Consider the following 15,776-nt stretch of genomic DNA (forward strand, 5'->3'; position numbering starts at 1 on the left):
TTTTGGTGTATAACTCATGGGAGAACTGTTGGATCGAATGGAACCCCTGCTGGCTAGAATGCCGGCAGTCAAGCCACCGGAAGGTCACGTCCACTTCAAAAACAAACTGATGTGGACAGCTGCGGTGTTGCTGCTGTATTTTATTTTAACGAACATTCCGGTGTTTGGTCTTTCCGCCACATCAATCGATGTTTTTGAGTATTACCGTGCCCTTTTAGCCGGTGCACAAGGTACTATCCTGCATCTTGGTATTGGACCGATCGTTACCGCATCAATCGTTTTGCAGTTACTCCGCGGTGCTGATCTGATTAAAATCAACACGTCAGATCAGCGTGGTCAGGTACTCTACATGGGTCTGCAGAAGGTCCTTATCTTCGTCATGATCATCCTTGAAGCTCTGCCGAACGTGCTGGGTGGATGGATGAGTGCTGATCCAGCCGTTTCGGCATTCTTCGGTGGGAACGCCGGTTTTGTCATGCTGCTGATCTTCCTGCAGATCTGTATTGGGGGTGTCCTTGTCATGTTTATGGATGAGGTCGTCTCCAAATGGGGTATTGGATCCGGTGTCGGTCTTTTTATCGTCGCAGGAGTCGCCCAGGGTCTTATTAACGGATTCTTCAACTGGGAAGCAACGACCGATCAGTTCGCGGTCGGATTTTTCCCGAGACTGTTCCAGGTCATTGCCGATGGTTCAAACTTTATCGAATACTTTGGTCTTCAGCTCCTGGCTCTCGTAACAACCGTTGGACTGTTCTTCATTATCGTGTATGTTGAATCAACCCGTATTGAGATCCCCCTTGCTCATGCAAATGTTCGCGGTGCAAGGTCAAGGTTCCCGGTAAAACTTGTTTATGCTAGTGTTCTGCCGATGATTCTTGTCCGTGTGCTGCAGGCAAACGTCCAGATGATTGGTATGTTCCTTTCGAGCATAGGATTCACCGCACTCGGCGAGTATAACGGCTCAACGCCGATTAACGGTCTGATGTGGTACCTCGCTCCGATCAACCAGCCTCAGGACTGGATGTGGTGGCTTTCCTCCTTCACCGGAACAGGTCATGCCGTATGGGAAGTTATTCTCCGTGTCGGTATTGATTGTACGGTGATGATTCTTGGTGGCGCCCTCTTTGCAATATTCTGGGTCAAGACAGCAGGTCTTGATTCGAAGCATGTCGCCCGGCAGATTCAGAACTCCGGTATGCAGATCCCCGGCTACCGGAGATCTCCCGCCGTTCTTGAACGCTATCTCGACAGATACATTCCCCGTGTAACTGTTATTGGAGGAGTGTTCATCGGTCTTCTGTCTGTTATGGCAAATATGCTTGGTATCATCGGTTTTGTTGGTGGAACCGGTCTGCTGCTTACCGTCTCGATCATTTACCGTCTGTATGAACAGATCGCAAATGAGCAGATGATGGAGATGTATCCGTTTATGCGGGGCTTCTTCGACAAGGAATAAAGCAAACCCCCAAAAAATATTTCATTTTTTCTTTTTTGTTGAATGCAACTCCATCCGAAAGTTGTGACTCCGTTTTTTTCTGCTTCGCTATCGTGAAAATACATTTATTAGCCTCCAAACCCAACCTTAGAGATACTATCTCCAAAGGAAGAGAATAACCATGTCAGGCAAAAAAGTAATCATCACCGGCGTCCCGGGTGTTGGAAAAACCACCGTGATAAATGCGGCATTTGATAAAATCACCGCTGAAGGTGTCAAATATCAGAATCTCAACTTCGGCAGTTTCATGTTCGAAGTCGCTCAGGCAGATGGTCTTGTCACCGACCGTGACCAGATGAGAAAACTCGACCGTATTGCCCAGAAGCGTCTCCAGAAAACCGCTGCCGAGAAGATCGCTGCAATCGATGGCAATGTGATCGTCGATACCCACGCCTCGGTCAAGACCCCGAACGGCTATCTTGCCGGTCTTCCCGAGTGGGTCGTTTCAGCAATTATGCCTGACGTGATCGTTCTCGTTGAGACCGACAACGACCAGATCCTCGTTCGAAGACTCTCCGACGAGACACGTGTTCGTGACGTTGAAGGTTCGAAATCCATTGCCGAACATCAGGAAATGAACCGTGCCTTCGCCGCTGCATACTCCATGCTTACCGGATGTACGGTTAAGATCATCACCAACGCAGACTTCCTGTTAGACAAGGCTGTAGATGATCTTGTAGCAACGCTGAGGTAACTGGTCATGGACAGAGCCGAGTTCAGCAAGAAATACAGTATGTATATAGCTCTTGCTGTAGTTTTTGGCATGATGATGCTTTACGGCTGGCAGGAAGCCCGTCAGGTTATCGCAGGTATTGTAAATATAGTAATTGGTCCTTTTGCGGCACTTGGTCTGCCGTTCTTTGCTCTTGTTCTGATTCTCGCCACCATCACGGGTTTTTACTCATCCCTGATTCAGAAATACACGATAGATTACGAAAAGATGGCTGAGAACCAGGCAAAGACCAAAGAGTTCCAGGCAAAGTTCCGTGAAGCCCAGCTCTCGGGCGACGAGAAACTCATCAAAAAGATGCAGGCTCGCCAGCAGGCAATGATGGCTGATCAGATGGAGATGTCCAAAAACCAGTTCAAACCCATGGCGTACATTCTGGTTTTGACCGTCCCGATCTTCTTCTGGCTGATCGAACACATCCCGACCGAAGCACAGATGCTCGCAGATCCGAGTCTCGCAACGGCGATCGTCATCCCGTTTGCAGGTCTTTCCACGTACTTTGAAGTTTATCTCGGTTTCTTCCCGCTGTGGATTCTCTGGTATATGCTTTGCTCATTAGTAATGTCCCAGATCATCAGAAAGTCCCTGAATATCGGGGGTATGTAAGTGAGGATAACGATCAGCGGGTCGCCTGGATCAGGCACGACAACTCTTGGTCGTTCGATTGCTGAGAAGTATTCATACAGATATGTGTCGGCGGGGGAGGTGTTCCGCGGCCTTGCAAAGGAACGGAATATGGATCTCGCCGCATTTGGTAAAATTGCCGAGACTGACCCTGCGATCGATCTGGAGATCGATGCCCGTCAAAAAGAGATCGGCGAGTCATCGGACGATATTATCCTTGAAGGCAGGCTTGCCGGCTGGATGGTTGAGAACGCTGATCTAAAAATCCTTTTATGCGCCTCCCCCGAGTGCCGTTCGACCAGGATCGCGGCACGCGAGGGTCTGACGGAAAAGCAGGCATTTGAGATGACGATCGAGCGCGAGGCCTGCGAGGCAGGACGATATATGGAGTATTATGAAATCGACATTCTCGATTTCTCTCCGTATGATCTGATCCTGAACTCGGAAACCTTTAGCGCGAATGAGTTATTTGCGATTGTCGATGCTGCCGTCTCTTCGCTTCTGAAACGCGAGTAATTCTTTTTTTTTTGATTATCTGTTCTGCCGAAATTTCGGCGTAATTTTTTTGGATACAAGCGGTCATTTTTCTCTCCCCTTAACATGCGATATGTGGATCGGTTGGATATGCGGGGAAGCCAGGTATTTGCCAGAAAAAAAGGGAAATGAAGTTGATTTAGAATGAAGCGATCAGTGCCGTGATGATTCCTGTAAGGAAAATCCCGTCAAAGGTTCCGGCCCCTCCGATTGAAAGCATCGAGGTTTCCTGTGTTGGAACATCCTTTAGGTGCAGAAGATCGGCGCCGATCAGCGTCCCAAGTGTTCCCGCCACATAGGCGATCCCTGCTGCCGGAAGCCCGAACCCTCCGCCGAGAATCAACGCCGCTGCGAGTGTTACGATCGGGCCGATAAAGAATGGCGTCGCGATCCCAATGCCTCGCACGGGTTTTGCAGCGAGATACACCCACACCGTAGTGATGATCAGGCCCCCTGCCATCTTTACAAGATACCACGGGTCATTGGATATTGTGCCGAAAGCTCCCATTAGGATGATGTACATCGAGATCAGGATCGGGATCACAGCACCACCGACGTTTATAGATATCTGTGTTCCCCGTGAAGATCCGGAGGTGTACGGTTCGGGTTCGAACCGGTCTGTGCGGTACATCTTATCATACATTGATGGGGCATACTGTCCGGTTGGTTTTCTCGTGGTCGGCTCTTCTTTTGGTTTTGGACTCTTTGGTTTCAGCGTTCCAAGAGGAATATTGATAAAACTTCCAACAACGATTGCTATGATCAAAAGAACGATCATCCAGAACCCGAATCCCAGATTCCCAAGTGCCGCTCCGATGAGTCCGAAGAACAGTAAAGGTAATCCTATTACGACGAGAAGAATCAGGGCAAACAGGACCCAGATGGATATTGGGCTGAATATAAGTCTTGACACTGGTAATTGTTTTGTGAGGGCTGATATAAAATCTATCTGGTCACCAACCAATCGCTATCTTAATATTCTGTCATGTCATATTCATTAAGGTAATTTAGCCCGTTAGTGTAGTGGTCAATCATGGGGGACTCTGGATCCCTCGACAGCAGTTCGAATCTGCTACGGGCTACTTGTTTTGTCAGATTGTTAGTTCTGTTTTCAAAATCTTATTGGCTAAAAATATCTAGCTTCAGGTTCTATTCTATTACATGAAACTACTTCGTGCACCGAACCTTGCACGGGCACATGAACTTGTTATCCGGTATATTCTGGAAAAGGGTAGCTTGCTGACCACCGAAAACGGCGAGGAGACGGTCGAAACCGATGAGGTCTGCCTCTTCGTCGACACACCGCTTGCAAAGCCGATGGTCTCCCCCTGCTCCAGATTTAAGGAAGCTTTTCTGGAAGCATATGCCCGAAATCTGATTGATGGTTCGGATTCGGTGTTTGAGTATGATTATCACGGCAGGCTTTTCGACTGGGGCTGCGGACTTACGCAAAACGGCGAAATCCATCAGGACCAGATCCAGTATATCATCGATAAATTACGGGAATGCCCGGTATCCCGCCGTGCCGTCGCCGTCACCTGGTGTCCCCCGGTTGATGCAAAACTTGCTGACTGTCCCTGTCTTCAGCTGGTCCAGTGTGTTGTCAGAGATGGAAAACTGAATATGAAGATCGTTTTCCGGAGCAATGATATGCTTTCGGCCGCCGGATCGAATATGTTTGCCCTTGCAAAACTCCAGGAATATATCGCAGAAAAAATTGGGGTAGAGGTTGGGACGTACACGCACATATCGCTTGTACCTCATGTATATTATAAGCGGGATGCAGCCGACATTCCGCCGTTTTGCGGAAAGGGAACACAGTTCACTCCGTGCATCGAGGTTTGCCGTGTATGCGGCGGATGCGCGAAAGCAAAACGCTAATTTTTTTTATTCTTCGTCTACAATGCTGTAAAATCCATCTGTGGGTCCGATGATCAGATGATCCAGCAGTTTTATTCCGAGCAGTTCTCCGGCAGCCTGCATCTCTTTTGTTATTTTCAGATCCTGTTTGCTTGGATGCAGATTTCCGGACGGATGGTTATGAATCAGAATCATCGCTGCCGCCCGGTCCAAAATTGCTCCGGCAAACACTTCTCTTGGGTGGATCTGTGATTCATTTACGAGACCTTTGGTGATGAGTCTGACCTTCAGCACTTCATGTGCGCCGGACAATGTTACTGAAATGACGTTTTCCTGCGTATCATATCGGTACTGATGAACGAATGGGAGGACATCCTCTGCTTTGTGAATGACTGCAAACCGGTGAACTGGCGGAGGGAACCGGCGTGCGAGTTCCAGAGCGGCTATGATCTGGCACGCTTTTGCTTCACCCATGCCGTTTACCCCGCAGAGATCATTCACCTCTGTTTCGTAGGTTCTGGACATCAGAATCTTTGCGACCTTTTTTCCAATTTGGACGGCATCACACCCCGGAACTCCCCTTCCGATGATTGCTGCGACCAGTTCTTCAAGTTCAAGACTTCCCGGGCCCTTTGCGATCAGTTTTTCTCTTGGTTTATCGATATCAGCGGTATTTTTCAGACTCATGCGTAATTCTCTTTTGGAAAAGAGTACACATAGTTGTTTCGCATAAAGTTCCCCTTCCAAATCTTTATCCGAATTATCCAACAATATATGTGTATGAACACTCAGGACTGTATTGATGGAGCATTTTCTGGAGAATCCCAGGCAAACCGTAAGTATAAATCCTACGCAGAAGCAGCAGCTGATGAAGGATACGATCATGTAGCAAAACTCTTCCGTGCAACGTCGGCAGCAGAAGAAATCCACGCCCGCAGGCTTCTCCGTGTTGGTGGCTACATTGGAAGCACCGTTGCAAACCTCGAAGCTGGTCGTGAAGGTGAACTTCATGAGACCAATCAGATGTATCCCGAGTTTGTTTCTATTGCTGAAAAGGAAGACCGTCAGGATGCTGTCATCACATTCACGCACGCGATGAAAGCCGAGGCAGTGCACGCCGAGCTCTACAGAAAAGCACTTGAAGCAGTAAAAGCAGGCAAAGATTTCAATGTCAAAACCATCTATCTCTGCCCGGTCTGCGGAAATGTCGAAATCGACAAGACTCCGGCAAACTGCCCAATCTGCGGTATTCCCGGTGCCTCATTCAAAGTCGTCGAGTAAACTCAGGTTTACTCATCTTTTTTCTCTGAAAATCATTATTCTTGGTAACTACCCCCTCCATTATCTTTATCAAATTTCTGGACAAAGTAAGAAGTTATGAACACTCAAGACTGTATTAATGGAGCATTTTCCGGAGAATCCCGGGTAAACCGCAAGTATAAAACATTTTCAGAAGCAGCGGCTGAAGAAGGATACACTCATTTAGCAAAACTCTTCCGTGCAACGTCTGCAGCGGAAGAGATTCATGCACGCGAGCTTCTCCGTGTCGGCGGATATATCGGCAGTATGGCTTCCAATCTTGAGGCTGGTATCGAAGCTGAACTTCGTGCAAGTACGGAGAGTTATCCCGCTTTTATCTCCATTGCTGAAAAGGAAGACCGTCAGGATGCAGCCCTCATATTTACACATGCCATGAATGCCGAGGCCAGGCACGCCGTACTCTATAAAAAAGCACTTGAGGAAGTTAAAGCTGGCAAAGATTTCGATGCGAAGATCGTCTACCTCTGTCCCGTCTGTGGAAATGTCGAGATTGACACCGTTCCGGAACACTGCCCTGTATGCGGGGTTCCCGGGACCTCATTCAACGTAATCGAGTAAACCTCAGGTTTGCTCTTTCTTTTTAACCCAGAATTTATTATCCTTTGCCGTCTCTATTCATATAATGAATATTCCGCAGTATGCAAGAGACCATTTCAGTCTGATACTTGTCGTTCTGATATTTCTGGCGATTCTTGTCGTATCGTGGAATTATATTTTCCTCTTTATCCTTGCTCTTTCAGTAGCGGTTGTGTTTCTGCCGCTGCACCGGAAGATGATTAAGCGTATCCCGGCACCGTTTTCTGCGGGGATTTTGACAACGTTTGTTCTCGCGGTAATTATCGGGATCTGTGTGGGAATTGTAGTGGTGGTCAGTTCGGATTTTGAGTACTTCATGTCGATTTTCCAGACGATCATAAACACCGTTACAAATATGCTTCATCTGACCGATGGTAATGACTTCTCCCTAAAAATCGTTGATGAGGTAAAAAACATACTTCTTACCATGTTTCCAAGCTTTGCGCTGAGCGCAGCACAGATGATTCCAGCCGTCATCATCGACATGATCCTCTTTTATTCTCTGGTGTATCTGTCGATAATCTGCGGGGACAGAATATGGGCCGATTTGTGCAGTGTTATCCCTGCTGGTTCCATGGACAATGTCTTGTTAATGGCGAAAAAAACTAAAGATATCCTCTTTTCAATCTATGTAGTTCATGTCTTCATAGCCTTTCTGACCTTCTTTTTAGCATACGCATTTTTCCTGTTGCTTGGGTATGGTCACGAGATCTTCTTTTCCACGATGTGTGCGTTGTTTGCTCTGATCCCTGTCTTGGGCCCGCTAATGGTGATCATTTTCGTCGGCATCTATGCGTTATGTCTTGGAGATATCCGTGGCGTTATCCTGACCGCAACGCTTGGATACTTTTTAACGTGTGTTTTAACTGATCTGATCATCCGTCCTAAACTCACCGGAAAACGGGTGAAGATCAGACCGATGCTCATGTTTGTCGGATTTTTCGGCGGGGCTATGGCAATGGGACTTCTGGGATTCGTTTTAGGCCCGGTTCTGTTGATTCTCGGACTTACCGCGTATGAAATCTTCATCAAGGAAGGAAGAAAGAAAAATGCCAGTGAGATAATGTATGAGGAAACCAAGGTTTGACGCAGGGCAGTATTCACTGCTGCAGGAATGTTCGAAGGCGAAGGATTTTACCCGCTGGAACGCGTGGTATGCCGTCCATCTGAAAGAGACCATGTATCTGAGAAGTTCAGATGCATACGGGGCCCATCTTGAGGGGGGGGATCTTGCCTACTGGTTTTTGGAGGGTGCCGATCTCAGGTTTGCCAATCTCAAAAATGCCGACCTTTCCTACTCCTATCTGAAGTCAGCCGATCTTTCCTATGCGAATCTCGCTGGCACCAACCTCTGGCGTGCCTATTTATCCAAGGCAATCCTCGATGGTGCCAATCCGGATGCTGCTGTCTATGACGGGGCAGGAAAAATTAAGTGCGATCCAGCTCAGGTTTCCCGTCTTAAAGAAGGGGTTTCCAGCTGGAATGCATGGTATGAAAACGAGATCTCGAATAAACCCGATGATACCAGGGTCTATGGTGCTTATCTGGAAGAGGCCTCGTTTATGGGTATGGATTTGTCGGGAGTAAATCTTTCATACGCTCATCTGGAAGGCGCCGACCTCAGGCATGTAAACTTCTCGGGTGCCGATCTTACCCACGCTCATCTGGAAGGTGCAGATATGTGGAAAGCTGATCTTTCCGGCGCTGATCTCCGGTTTGCCGAGCTGGGCGGTGCAAATATGGCCGGTGCCAAAAAAGTAAACACTCTTTTTTAAACCGGCTGGCGAACTCATATATAGTCGAAACGACTGATACGTTAGTATTATGGTAATGGGTTTTAGCGAAAACATCCAGAATTCCATGGAGTATGCAAACACTGCATTCAAAACCTTTGGAAGCTGGTTTGTTCTAATTCTTCTGTACTCGGTAATGTTTGCCGGTACGGTTCTGCTGATCCTTGGTCTGATCTTCGTGCTGATGGCGTTTGCCGCCATGACTCCCGCATTTGCCTCGGCGGTCGATTCCGCGATGATGAGCGCTCCGGGGATGGATCAGGCGGCTTTGGCGATGTTCACGTCCGCTTCGGTCATCTTCTTCATTCTTGGCACCATTGTCACGACAATTGCAGGTGTCTTCATCTACGGATTCATGATGAGAGTCTACCGCGGAGGAGAACTTGCACTGAACCATTGGGGTAAGATGTTTGTCGAGGGAATTCTTGCAATGATCATCCTCTTCATCTACATGATCCCCTACATGATCATCTCAACTCTCGTGACGCTTGGTCCGATGGACAACATGGCATATCTGATCATTGTCGGCATGATCATCCCGATCATTCTTCTGATCATCTCTGTAATGATCGGAATGATGGGTGTTATCAAATTCGCAAAGGAAGAGAAGTTCGGCGCAGCATTCCACATTAAGGAACTTCTGACCGTGATTGGGAACATCGGCTGGTTACGGTATCTCGGATACTGGATCCTTCTCTCCCTGATAGTTGGGGTTGCAGAAATCGTTCTTTTCTGTATCCCGATCGCCGGCTTTGTGCTGCTCGTGGTCGCAATGCCGTTTATCATGATCGTAACTGCCCGGTTCTTTGCCAATCTCTATGACTCGGCTCTGCCGGCAGTAACCGAATAACTCTTCTTTTTTTATATTTCAGATTCACCGTCTCTTTCCGTGTGGGTCTTTCCTTCTTCTGACATCAGGTATTATCAGATTTGAAAACACATACTTACAGACACATTGAATTGCAGGTATCAATACATGGAAGAAAAAATACATGAGAAGATTCACTGGGCTGATGCGAAAGCAGCGCAGGTTGCGGCTGATGCTCCGCAGCTTATTGCGACCGGCATTACGCCTTCCGGCCCTATCCATCTAGGAAATATGCGTGAGGTCATGACGGGTGACATGATCTACAAAGCTCTCCTCAAACGGGGAATTGAAGCCGAACTTGTCTATATTGCAGACGACTTCGACCCTCTGAGAAAAGTCTACCCGTTCCTTTCCGACGAATATCAGAAATATATCGGCTGGCCGGTCAGCGATATCCCGTGCCCGTGTGGAAAACACAAAAGTTATGCAGAACATTTCCTTGACCCCTTCCTCTCGGCGATCGAGGAGCTCGACATCCACCCAAGAATCATCAGAACCAGCGAGGCTTACCGCTCGGGAATGTTTACCGAACAGATCAAACAGGCTCTCGTTCACGCCGAAGATATCAAAGAGATCCTTGAAAGAGTCTCCGGCAGAAAACTCGAAGAGGGCTGGACGCCGTATTATCCGATCTGTTCATCCTGCGGCACGATTTCCCGTGCAGCGATCCTCTCCCACGATATCGAAAACCATACCGTCACCTACAAATGTTCCTGCGGTCACGAAGGCGTCTCCGACTACTCCAAAGGCGAAGGAAAACTCGTATGGCGTGTCGACTGGCCGATGCGCTGGTCAGTACATGGCGTGACGGTTGAACCGTTCGGAAAAGACCACGCCTCGCCCGGCGGATCGTATGATACCGGCAAGATCATCACCAAAGAGATCTACGGCTACAATGCCCCGGTCCCGGTAACCTACGAATGGATCAGCCTGAAAGGAAAAGGCGAGATGCACTCCTCAAAAGGTGTCGTCTTAACGATTCGGGATATGCTCGATGTCGTCCCGCCGGAAGTTCTCCGCTACTTGATCGCAAAAACCAAACCCGACAAGACCATCGCGTTTGATCCGGGAATGGGCCTGCTCCGTTTAATCGACGAGTATGACAAGGCAGCCGTTGTTGGAGAGTCACGCGAATATGAACTCTCCAGAATCGCCTCACCCCAGACGACGATTCCGTTCCGTCATATGGTGACGGTCGTCCAGATCGCACGGACCGATGATGCAATCTTCGATATCCTCAAACGCAGCGGATACGAGATCGTCGACAAAGAGGCCGTCCTTGATCAGGCAAACCGTGCCAAGGTATGGCTCGAACGTTACGCTCCCGAAGATGCCAAGTTTGCCGTTGCCGAATCCCTTCCTGAGGTTGCCGCGAATGAAAAGCCCGAGGTCAAAGCAGCCGTAGTTGCCTACGCAAAAATTGTGACCGATGCCGAGTGGAAAGCCGATGTTCTCCACAATGCCGTGTATGATGCCGCCCAGGCAACCGGCGTTACCGGAAAAGAGGTCTTCACCGGTATCTATCGGGCTTTCCTCGGGGCCGACCGTGGTCCACGCCTCGGCTGGTTCCTCGAAGCACTTGGCCGCGAAGAGACGCTGAAACGTCTTCTTGAGATGTCATTATAAATATGGCGAAGGACAAACTCCCGAGAAACCTCTCTGACGGCTGTAAACTCTGTTACATCGGAGCAAAGCTGGTCCTCTTTATTACCGGACGGTGTGATCGCGACTGCTGGTACTGCCCTCTTTCCGAGGAGAGAAAAGATCTCGATGTGATCTACGCAAACGATCAGAAGATCACCACTCCCGAAGAAGCGATCGCCGAAGGCGAGATAATGGATGCTCTTGGGACCGGCGTCACGGGAGGCGAACCTCTTCTCGAAATCGAACGGGTCGTCGAGTTCTGCTCGGCGCTCAAAAAGCACTTCGGCAAAGAGCATCAGATCCATCTTTACACAGGCCACGCACCGACCGAAGAGGATCTCGCGGCCCTCGTCGGGTGTGTTGACGAGATCAGAATGCACCCTCCCCACGAAGTTTGGAAGGATATTTTGAACTCCCTATACGTTCAGTCGATCGCAAATGCGAAAATGATGGGTTTTTCGATCGGTTTCGAGGTCCCCTCTCTTCCAGGTCTCCGGCATTTCTTCCCGCTGCTTGACTCCGTTGACTTTTTCAACATCAATCAGCTCGAGTGGGGTGACGCCTGTGCCGACAATATGCGTGAGAGAAAACTCGAGACGGAAAATCCTCTCTGCAATGCAATCAAAGGTTCGACAAAATGGGCCGGCGAAATCAACGGCCATCCCAAAGTCCATTACTGTACATCCACCTTCAAGGATTCGGTCCAACTCCGGGAAAGGCTCAAGCGTATCGCCATGAACTCTGCCCGGCCGTTTGATATGATCACCGAGGACGGCACAATAATGTACGGCTCGATGGAGGTAAAAGGAGATCTTGAGCTGATTATTCCGTGTCTTCGCGCCGGAAGTTATTACGAAGAGATGGAGGACGGGACGATCGAACTCGACTGGCAGCAGATGAGAAAGATCCCCCGCAAGTTCGGCGGCGAACGCAAAATCATCGAGCGGTATCCAAACGACGGGATGATCGTTGAGGTGATTCCTCAGTGAGTCTCAGGTCCTTTGCAGAAAACCTGTATGTTCACAGGCTTATCCGGCAGCTGACCCACGTCCCGACCCATGTGGCCATCATTCAGGACGGAAACCGGAGATATGCAAAGGCCAAAGGAAAAGATACCGCATTCGGGCACCGTGCCGGAGCTGAGATAACCATGAAGGTTTTCGACTGGATGGAAGAACTTGGCGTCATCCACACAACGTTTTATGCTTTTTCCACGGAAAATTTCAAGCGTTCGCCCGAAGAAGTAAACGAGTTGCTGGAACTCTTTATCGAAAAATTCTCGGAGATGATCAAAGACCAGCGGATCTATGATAAGAAGGTCAACATAACCGTGATCGGCGACCGGTCTCTTATCAACGACCGGCTCCTGCAAAAGATCCATGATGTCGAAGAGGCCACAAAGGATCATCATCACTATTATCTGCATTTTGCCATCGCATACGGCGGACGAAACGAGATTCTGGAAACGACCAAATCGATCGTTGCCAAGGTTCGTGCCGGCGAGTTATCGCCCGATTTGATCACGCCGGACTGCGTGACCGAACGTATGTATCCGGAAGTGGAGATGCCCCCGGTCGATCTGATCATCAGGACAGCAAACGATAAACGGACCTCGAACTTTCTTCCATGGCTTGCAAACGGAAATGAAGCCGCCGTCTGTTTCTGTGTGCCGCCGTGGCCGGAATTCCGGTACGTGGATATGGTCCGTGCTCTTAGAACATACGATCAGAGAATGAAGGTCTGAGATTATTTTCTCTTCATTCCCCTGAGAATGGTTTTTGCCTCCTCATCGGCCCGATAGGATTCGCATATCTTCTGGATCGCTTTGTTGTAGGTGGCGTTATCCAGAGAAGAGTTTTCCAGATATGCATGGGTGATGTTTGGGAACTTCACATAACATACTGAAACCGCCCAGGCGACTGCCATTCTGACGTAGTATCCTTCGTGGGTGATTGAATCGAGCCGCTCCAAAACCAGCGAGATGTGTTCTTCGTCCACATAATGGGACAGAAGCATTACAACTCCGAACCGAACGAAAAATTCCTGGTTCGAGTCAAGATACGGCTGGATAAATTTCCAGAATCTATCCTGATGTTTTTTGGCGATCTTCAGCCCCATCGCGGTTGAATCATTGATCGACCAGTTGTCTATTTTCGGGATAAAATAGGTGAGAGCTGCAATTATCTCATCCGGCTGGCCTTTTGCATAACCGATGACAAGGCCCTGCAGCATGATCTCTTCAAAGGAGTCATCGGTTGCTTCTTTGAGATAGTTTTTCCAGTCGCCTGCGGCGATCCTTTTTGCCAGATCGCGAAGGTCCGGGATTCGTACCCCGATCATATTATCAGCTCCCGGAATCAGACCGCTCGAAAATGTGCGGTATTTCGGATCGGCAAGCCGTATTAGTTCCGATTTGATCTCAGAATTATCCACGTGCTTTCGTGATGGCTTCACCCAATGCTCTCCCTTTTTCGTATGCCGCTTTCATCACTTCCGGTTTGCTCTCTATTTTCTTAATGTTGTCCATATCATTTTGGAGCAGTTCATCGAAATATTTCGTGTCGATGATCTGGCAGAATGCTTTTACGGTAAGGACCGGTCCGATGAAAACCTCGGGTGTGTTCATCCCTGAGATGCAGATGAACAGGGTTTTTCGGATCTTTGCATGTTCATCGGAGATGAACGAATGCTTCCGGTAATATTTCGCCATGTAAAACGGCTGGCATCTATCCATGAAGGATTTCAGCTGACCGGGTATCCCGTAGGTCATAACAGGCGTTGCAATGATGATTCCGTCTGCCTCTTTAAGCAGGGTATGATATTTTTCCGCTTCATCTAAAATGACGCAGTGTTCCTTTTCCATACAGTGGTAGATCTGTCTGCATCCCGAGAGATCAAGGCTGACGATATCCAATCTCTCGACGATGCACCCAGCATCTTCTGCTCCGCGAATCGCTTCTTTGAGAAGTTTGTCGGTGTTTCCTCCAATAACGTTGCTGCCGAACAAGGCCACGATCTTTTTCGTCATTGTTGAATGTTATGCCGGGCGATCTATAAAAATGTGCTTCTATACATAGAATAATTAGCTTGACGGACAATATTTCGCTGAATAAAAAATGTCATTCGAAGAAAAAAAAGGCACCTGCGGGTGTCAGGGACAAATGAGGGAACTTGAGCATAATATCGGTCACGTCCCCGTCTTTTTCAAAGAACTCGCCGAATCCGACCCTCTCATTCACGAGGCCGTCCTGAAACTGGATAACTACATCTGGTCTGATGGTTCCCTGACCCGGAAAGAGAAAAAACTGATCGCCATCGGCATTGCGGCAGCAATGAGAGATGATCATGCTCTGCGTGCCCAGCTCGCCGGAGCCCAGATGGTTGGCGTTGAGTTGGACGAGGTCGAAGAGGCATTGCGTGTATCCTATATGCTTGCTGGCATGCCTTCCTATGTTCACGGAAAGTACGTCGCCAAGTCCGTTTTTCATGAGTGAGGTCCCCCTCACCCATTGATTTTATCTGATTTCAGATCGAAATCTAATTTATGATTCTTTCACTGCCGCTTGCATTGTCGGCATTTCTGGTTCTCGCGACCTTTCTCTATGCTTGCTGGCAGGATTTAAAGACCCGTACGATTTATGCCGTTACGTGGTATCCGGCTGCCGTTGCCTGCGGAGTTCTGGTTATCTGGTTCTGGGTCGAATTTTTTTCAGCTCCGTGGGGAGTGTATGTATTATGTACGTCGGTTTTCATCGCTCTGCTGATGTTCCTTTTCACCTATTTCGGTCTCTTCGGCGTTGCAGACGGAAAAGCCATGATCCTTTTATCTCTCGCGGTCCCAATTACTCCATTTGCCGACTGGATTTTCCCCTCTCTTGCTCTGTCCTCTCTCGTGAACGGTGCGGTCTTTGCGTTGATCGTTCCGGTCGTGTTCCTTATCCGGAATCTTGCCTTGAAAAATAAAGCGCCGTTCTGGCTGATGTGTTCGGGAAAACCAGTCCCGGGAGATTCCATCACCAATTATTTTGGTTTCGTATCCGAGGACATCACCGAAGAGAATGGAATCATCTCCCGGAAATTCTGCCGCGCACACAGTTCGATCCGTGCTCTGAAAACCCAGTCGGGTTTATCGATCCGCAATCTCCGTGAGGATCCAAAAACCTATGCCCGCCAGCTTGAACTGTATGCAAAAGCCGGCGATGTCTGGATATCGTACGGCGTTCCGTTCATGATCCCGATCACGATCGGCTATATCTTTGCCCTCTTTGGATTTTCTCTTGTGGATCTGGTTCTTGGGATCCTTCTACTGTAAGAAAATAGATGAGCTGAAAA

19 protein-coding genes and 1 tRNA gene are annotated in these 15,776 nt (G+C 48.6%); 16 read left to right on the forward strand and 4 right to left on the reverse strand.

Annotated elements, in window-relative coordinates:
- Positions 1 to 16 precede the first annotated feature (16 nt).
- From secY to cmk, 4 genes are all read left to right on the forward strand, one after another.
- Positions 17 to 1,456, forward strand: coding sequence for a preprotein translocase subunit SecY (gene secY / locus MLAB_RS00550; RefSeq protein WP_011832482.1), 1,440 nt, complete (start codon positions 17 to 19; stop codon positions 1,454 to 1,456).
- A gap of 160 nt (positions 1,457 to 1,616) precedes the next feature.
- On the forward strand, positions 1,617 to 2,189 hold the full coding sequence (locus tag MLAB_RS00555; RefSeq protein WP_011832483.1) for an adenylate kinase: 573 nt from the start codon (positions 1,617 to 1,619) through the stop codon (positions 2,187 to 2,189).
- Between the two features lie 6 nt (positions 2,190 to 2,195).
- On the forward strand, positions 2,196 to 2,831 hold the full coding sequence (locus MLAB_RS00560) for a DUF106 domain-containing protein (protein WP_011832484.1): 636 nt from the start codon (positions 2,196 to 2,198) through the stop codon (positions 2,829 to 2,831).
- Positions 2,832 to 3,365 (forward strand): (d)CMP kinase, encoded by a 534-nt coding sequence (cmk, locus tag MLAB_RS00565; RefSeq protein WP_011832485.1) that lies wholly within the window; start codon positions 2,832 to 2,834, stop codon positions 3,363 to 3,365. It abuts the gene before it with no gap.
- Positions 3,366 to 3,522: 157 nt separating this feature from the next.
- On the opposite strand, the gene MLAB_RS00570 is transcribed toward cmk, so the two are convergent.
- On the reverse strand, positions 3,523 to 4,296 hold the full coding sequence (locus MLAB_RS00570) for a DUF1614 domain-containing protein (protein ID WP_011832486.1): 774 nt from the start codon (positions 4,294 to 4,296) through the stop codon (positions 3,523 to 3,525).
- Between the two features lie 96 nt (positions 4,297 to 4,392).
- On the opposite strand from MLAB_RS00570, the gene MLAB_RS00575 reads away from it, so the two are divergent.
- Positions 4,393 to 4,465, forward strand: a tRNA-Gln gene (locus MLAB_RS00575).
- Between the two features lie 79 nt (positions 4,466 to 4,544).
- Positions 4,545 to 5,264, forward strand: coding sequence for a thymidylate synthase (locus MLAB_RS00580; RefSeq protein ID WP_011832487.1), 720 nt, complete (start codon positions 4,545 to 4,547; stop codon positions 5,262 to 5,264).
- A gap of 6 nt (positions 5,265 to 5,270) precedes the next feature.
- Here MLAB_RS00580 and MLAB_RS00585 read toward each other — a convergent pair whose 3' ends face one another.
- Positions 5,271 to 5,930, reverse strand: coding sequence for a JAB domain-containing protein (locus MLAB_RS00585; RefSeq protein WP_048061933.1), 660 nt, complete (start codon positions 5,928 to 5,930; stop codon positions 5,271 to 5,273).
- 93 nt (positions 5,931 to 6,023) lie between these two features.
- Between MLAB_RS00585 and MLAB_RS00590 the strand changes: the two genes are divergently transcribed.
- The 8 genes from MLAB_RS00590 to uppS all read left to right on the forward strand — a co-directional run bounded on the left by MLAB_RS00590 (position 6,024) and on the right by uppS (position 13,188).
- Entirely contained in the window at positions 6,024 to 6,524 is a 501-nt protein-coding gene (locus tag MLAB_RS00590) for a rubrerythrin family protein (RefSeq protein WP_048061934.1), read from the forward strand.
- A gap of 96 nt (positions 6,525 to 6,620) precedes the next feature.
- Positions 6,621 to 7,121 (forward strand): rubrerythrin family protein, encoded by a 501-nt coding sequence (locus MLAB_RS00595; RefSeq protein ID WP_011832490.1) that lies wholly within the window; start codon positions 6,621 to 6,623, stop codon positions 7,119 to 7,121.
- Between the two features lie 64 nt (positions 7,122 to 7,185).
- On the forward strand, positions 7,186 to 8,226 hold the full coding sequence (locus MLAB_RS09325; RefSeq protein WP_011832491.1) for an AI-2E family transporter: 1,041 nt from the start codon (positions 7,186 to 7,188) through the stop codon (positions 8,224 to 8,226).
- On the forward strand, positions 8,207 to 8,914 hold the full coding sequence (locus MLAB_RS00605; protein WP_011832492.1) for a pentapeptide repeat-containing protein: 708 nt from the start codon (positions 8,207 to 8,209) through the stop codon (positions 8,912 to 8,914). Before MLAB_RS09325 ends, MLAB_RS00605 begins: the two co-directional genes overlap by 20 nt.
- A gap of 49 nt (positions 8,915 to 8,963) precedes the next feature.
- Positions 8,964 to 9,782: a DUF4013 domain-containing protein gene (locus tag MLAB_RS00610; protein WP_011832493.1), complete on the forward strand. Its 819-nt coding sequence runs from the start codon at positions 8,964 to 8,966 to the stop codon at positions 9,780 to 9,782.
- A gap of 126 nt (positions 9,783 to 9,908) precedes the next feature.
- A complete protein-coding gene (lysS, locus tag MLAB_RS00615; RefSeq protein WP_011832494.1) occupies positions 9,909 to 11,426 on the forward strand; it encodes a lysine--tRNA ligase in 1,518 nt (505 codons plus the stop codon).
- A 2-nt stretch (positions 11,427 to 11,428) separates the two neighbouring features.
- Positions 11,429 to 12,433, forward strand: coding sequence for a radical SAM protein (locus MLAB_RS00620; protein ID WP_011832495.1), 1,005 nt, complete (start codon positions 11,429 to 11,431; stop codon positions 12,431 to 12,433).
- On the forward strand, positions 12,430 to 13,188 hold the full coding sequence (gene uppS / locus MLAB_RS00625) for a polyprenyl diphosphate synthase (protein WP_011832496.1): 759 nt from the start codon (positions 12,430 to 12,432) through the stop codon (positions 13,186 to 13,188). Before MLAB_RS00620 ends, uppS begins: the two co-directional genes overlap by 4 nt.
- Positions 13,189 to 13,190: 2 nt before the next feature.
- Here the strand turns inward: uppS and MLAB_RS00630 are convergent, their stop codons facing one another.
- Together MLAB_RS00630 and MLAB_RS00635 are read right to left on the reverse strand one after the other, a co-directional pair.
- Positions 13,191 to 13,898 carry a DNA alkylation repair protein gene (locus tag MLAB_RS00630; RefSeq protein WP_011832497.1) on the reverse strand — a complete coding sequence of 236 codons (708 nt, stop codon included), beginning with the start codon at positions 13,896 to 13,898 and terminating at the stop codon, positions 13,191 to 13,193.
- Positions 13,870 to 14,472: a flavodoxin family protein gene (locus MLAB_RS00635; RefSeq protein ID WP_011832498.1), complete on the reverse strand. Its 603-nt coding sequence runs from the start codon at positions 14,470 to 14,472 to the stop codon at positions 13,870 to 13,872. Before MLAB_RS00635 ends, MLAB_RS00630 begins: the two co-directional genes overlap by 29 nt.
- A gap of 88 nt (positions 14,473 to 14,560) precedes the next feature.
- Here MLAB_RS00635 and MLAB_RS00640 point away from each other — a divergent pair, with 88 nt between their 5' ends.
- Together MLAB_RS00640 and MLAB_RS00645 are read left to right on the forward strand one after the other, a co-directional pair.
- Positions 14,561 to 14,938, forward strand: coding sequence for a carboxymuconolactone decarboxylase family protein (locus MLAB_RS00640; RefSeq protein WP_143702749.1), 378 nt, complete (start codon positions 14,561 to 14,563; stop codon positions 14,936 to 14,938).
- Between the two features lie 50 nt (positions 14,939 to 14,988).
- On the forward strand, positions 14,989 to 15,756 hold the full coding sequence (locus tag MLAB_RS00645; RefSeq protein ID WP_011832500.1) for an A24 family peptidase C-terminal domain-containing protein: 768 nt from the start codon (positions 14,989 to 14,991) through the stop codon (positions 15,754 to 15,756).
- Positions 15,757 to 15,776 lie beyond the last annotated feature (20 nt).

The sequence above is a fragment of the Methanocorpusculum labreanum Z genome (assembly GCF_000015765.1).
Classification (GTDB): domain Archaea; phylum Halobacteriota; class Methanomicrobia; order Methanomicrobiales; family Methanocorpusculaceae; genus Methanocorpusculum; species Methanocorpusculum labreanum.

Bases quoted from the DNA above. Each gene is read 5' to 3' on its own strand.
- MLAB_RS00590 (WP_048061934.1), top strand. From the start codon at position 6,024: ATGAACACTCAGGACTGTATTGATGGAGCATTTTCTGGAGAATCCCAG.
- lysS (WP_011832494.1), top strand. From the start codon at position 9,909: ATGGAAGAAAAAATACATGAGAAGATTCACTGGGCTGATGCGAAAGCA.
- MLAB_RS09325 (WP_011832491.1), top strand. From the start codon at position 7,186: ATGAATATTCCGCAGTATGCAAGAGACCATTTCAGTCTGATACTTGTC.
- MLAB_RS00640 (WP_143702749.1), top strand. From the start codon at position 14,561: ATGTCATTCGAAGAAAAAAAAGGCACCTGCGGGTGTCAGGGACAAATG.
- MLAB_RS00560 (WP_011832484.1), top strand. From the start codon at position 2,196: ATGGACAGAGCCGAGTTCAGCAAGAAATACAGTATGTATATAGCTCTT.
- MLAB_RS00635 (WP_011832498.1), bottom strand. From the start codon at position 14,472: ATGACGAAAAAGATCGTGGCCTTGTTCGGCAGCAACGTTATTGGAGGA.
- MLAB_RS00645 (WP_011832500.1), top strand. From the start codon at position 14,989: ATGATTCTTTCACTGCCGCTTGCATTGTCGGCATTTCTGGTTCTCGCG.
- MLAB_RS00610 (WP_011832493.1), top strand. From the start codon at position 8,964: ATGGTAATGGGTTTTAGCGAAAACATCCAGAATTCCATGGAGTATGCA.
- MLAB_RS00585 (WP_048061933.1), bottom strand. From the start codon at position 5,930: ATGAGTCTGAAAAATACCGCTGATATCGATAAACCAAGAGAAAAACTG.
- MLAB_RS00605 (WP_011832492.1), top strand. From the start codon at position 8,207: ATGAGGAAACCAAGGTTTGACGCAGGGCAGTATTCACTGCTGCAGGAA.
- secY (WP_011832482.1), top strand. From the start codon at position 17: ATGGGAGAACTGTTGGATCGAATGGAACCCCTGCTGGCTAGAATGCCG.
- MLAB_RS00555 (WP_011832483.1), top strand. From the start codon at position 1,617: ATGTCAGGCAAAAAAGTAATCATCACCGGCGTCCCGGGTGTTGGAAAA.
- MLAB_RS00580 (WP_011832487.1), top strand. From the start codon at position 4,545: ATGAAACTACTTCGTGCACCGAACCTTGCACGGGCACATGAACTTGTT.
- MLAB_RS00595 (WP_011832490.1), top strand. From the start codon at position 6,621: ATGAACACTCAAGACTGTATTAATGGAGCATTTTCCGGAGAATCCCGG.
- MLAB_RS00620 (WP_011832495.1), top strand. From the start codon at position 11,429: ATGGCGAAGGACAAACTCCCGAGAAACCTCTCTGACGGCTGTAAACTC.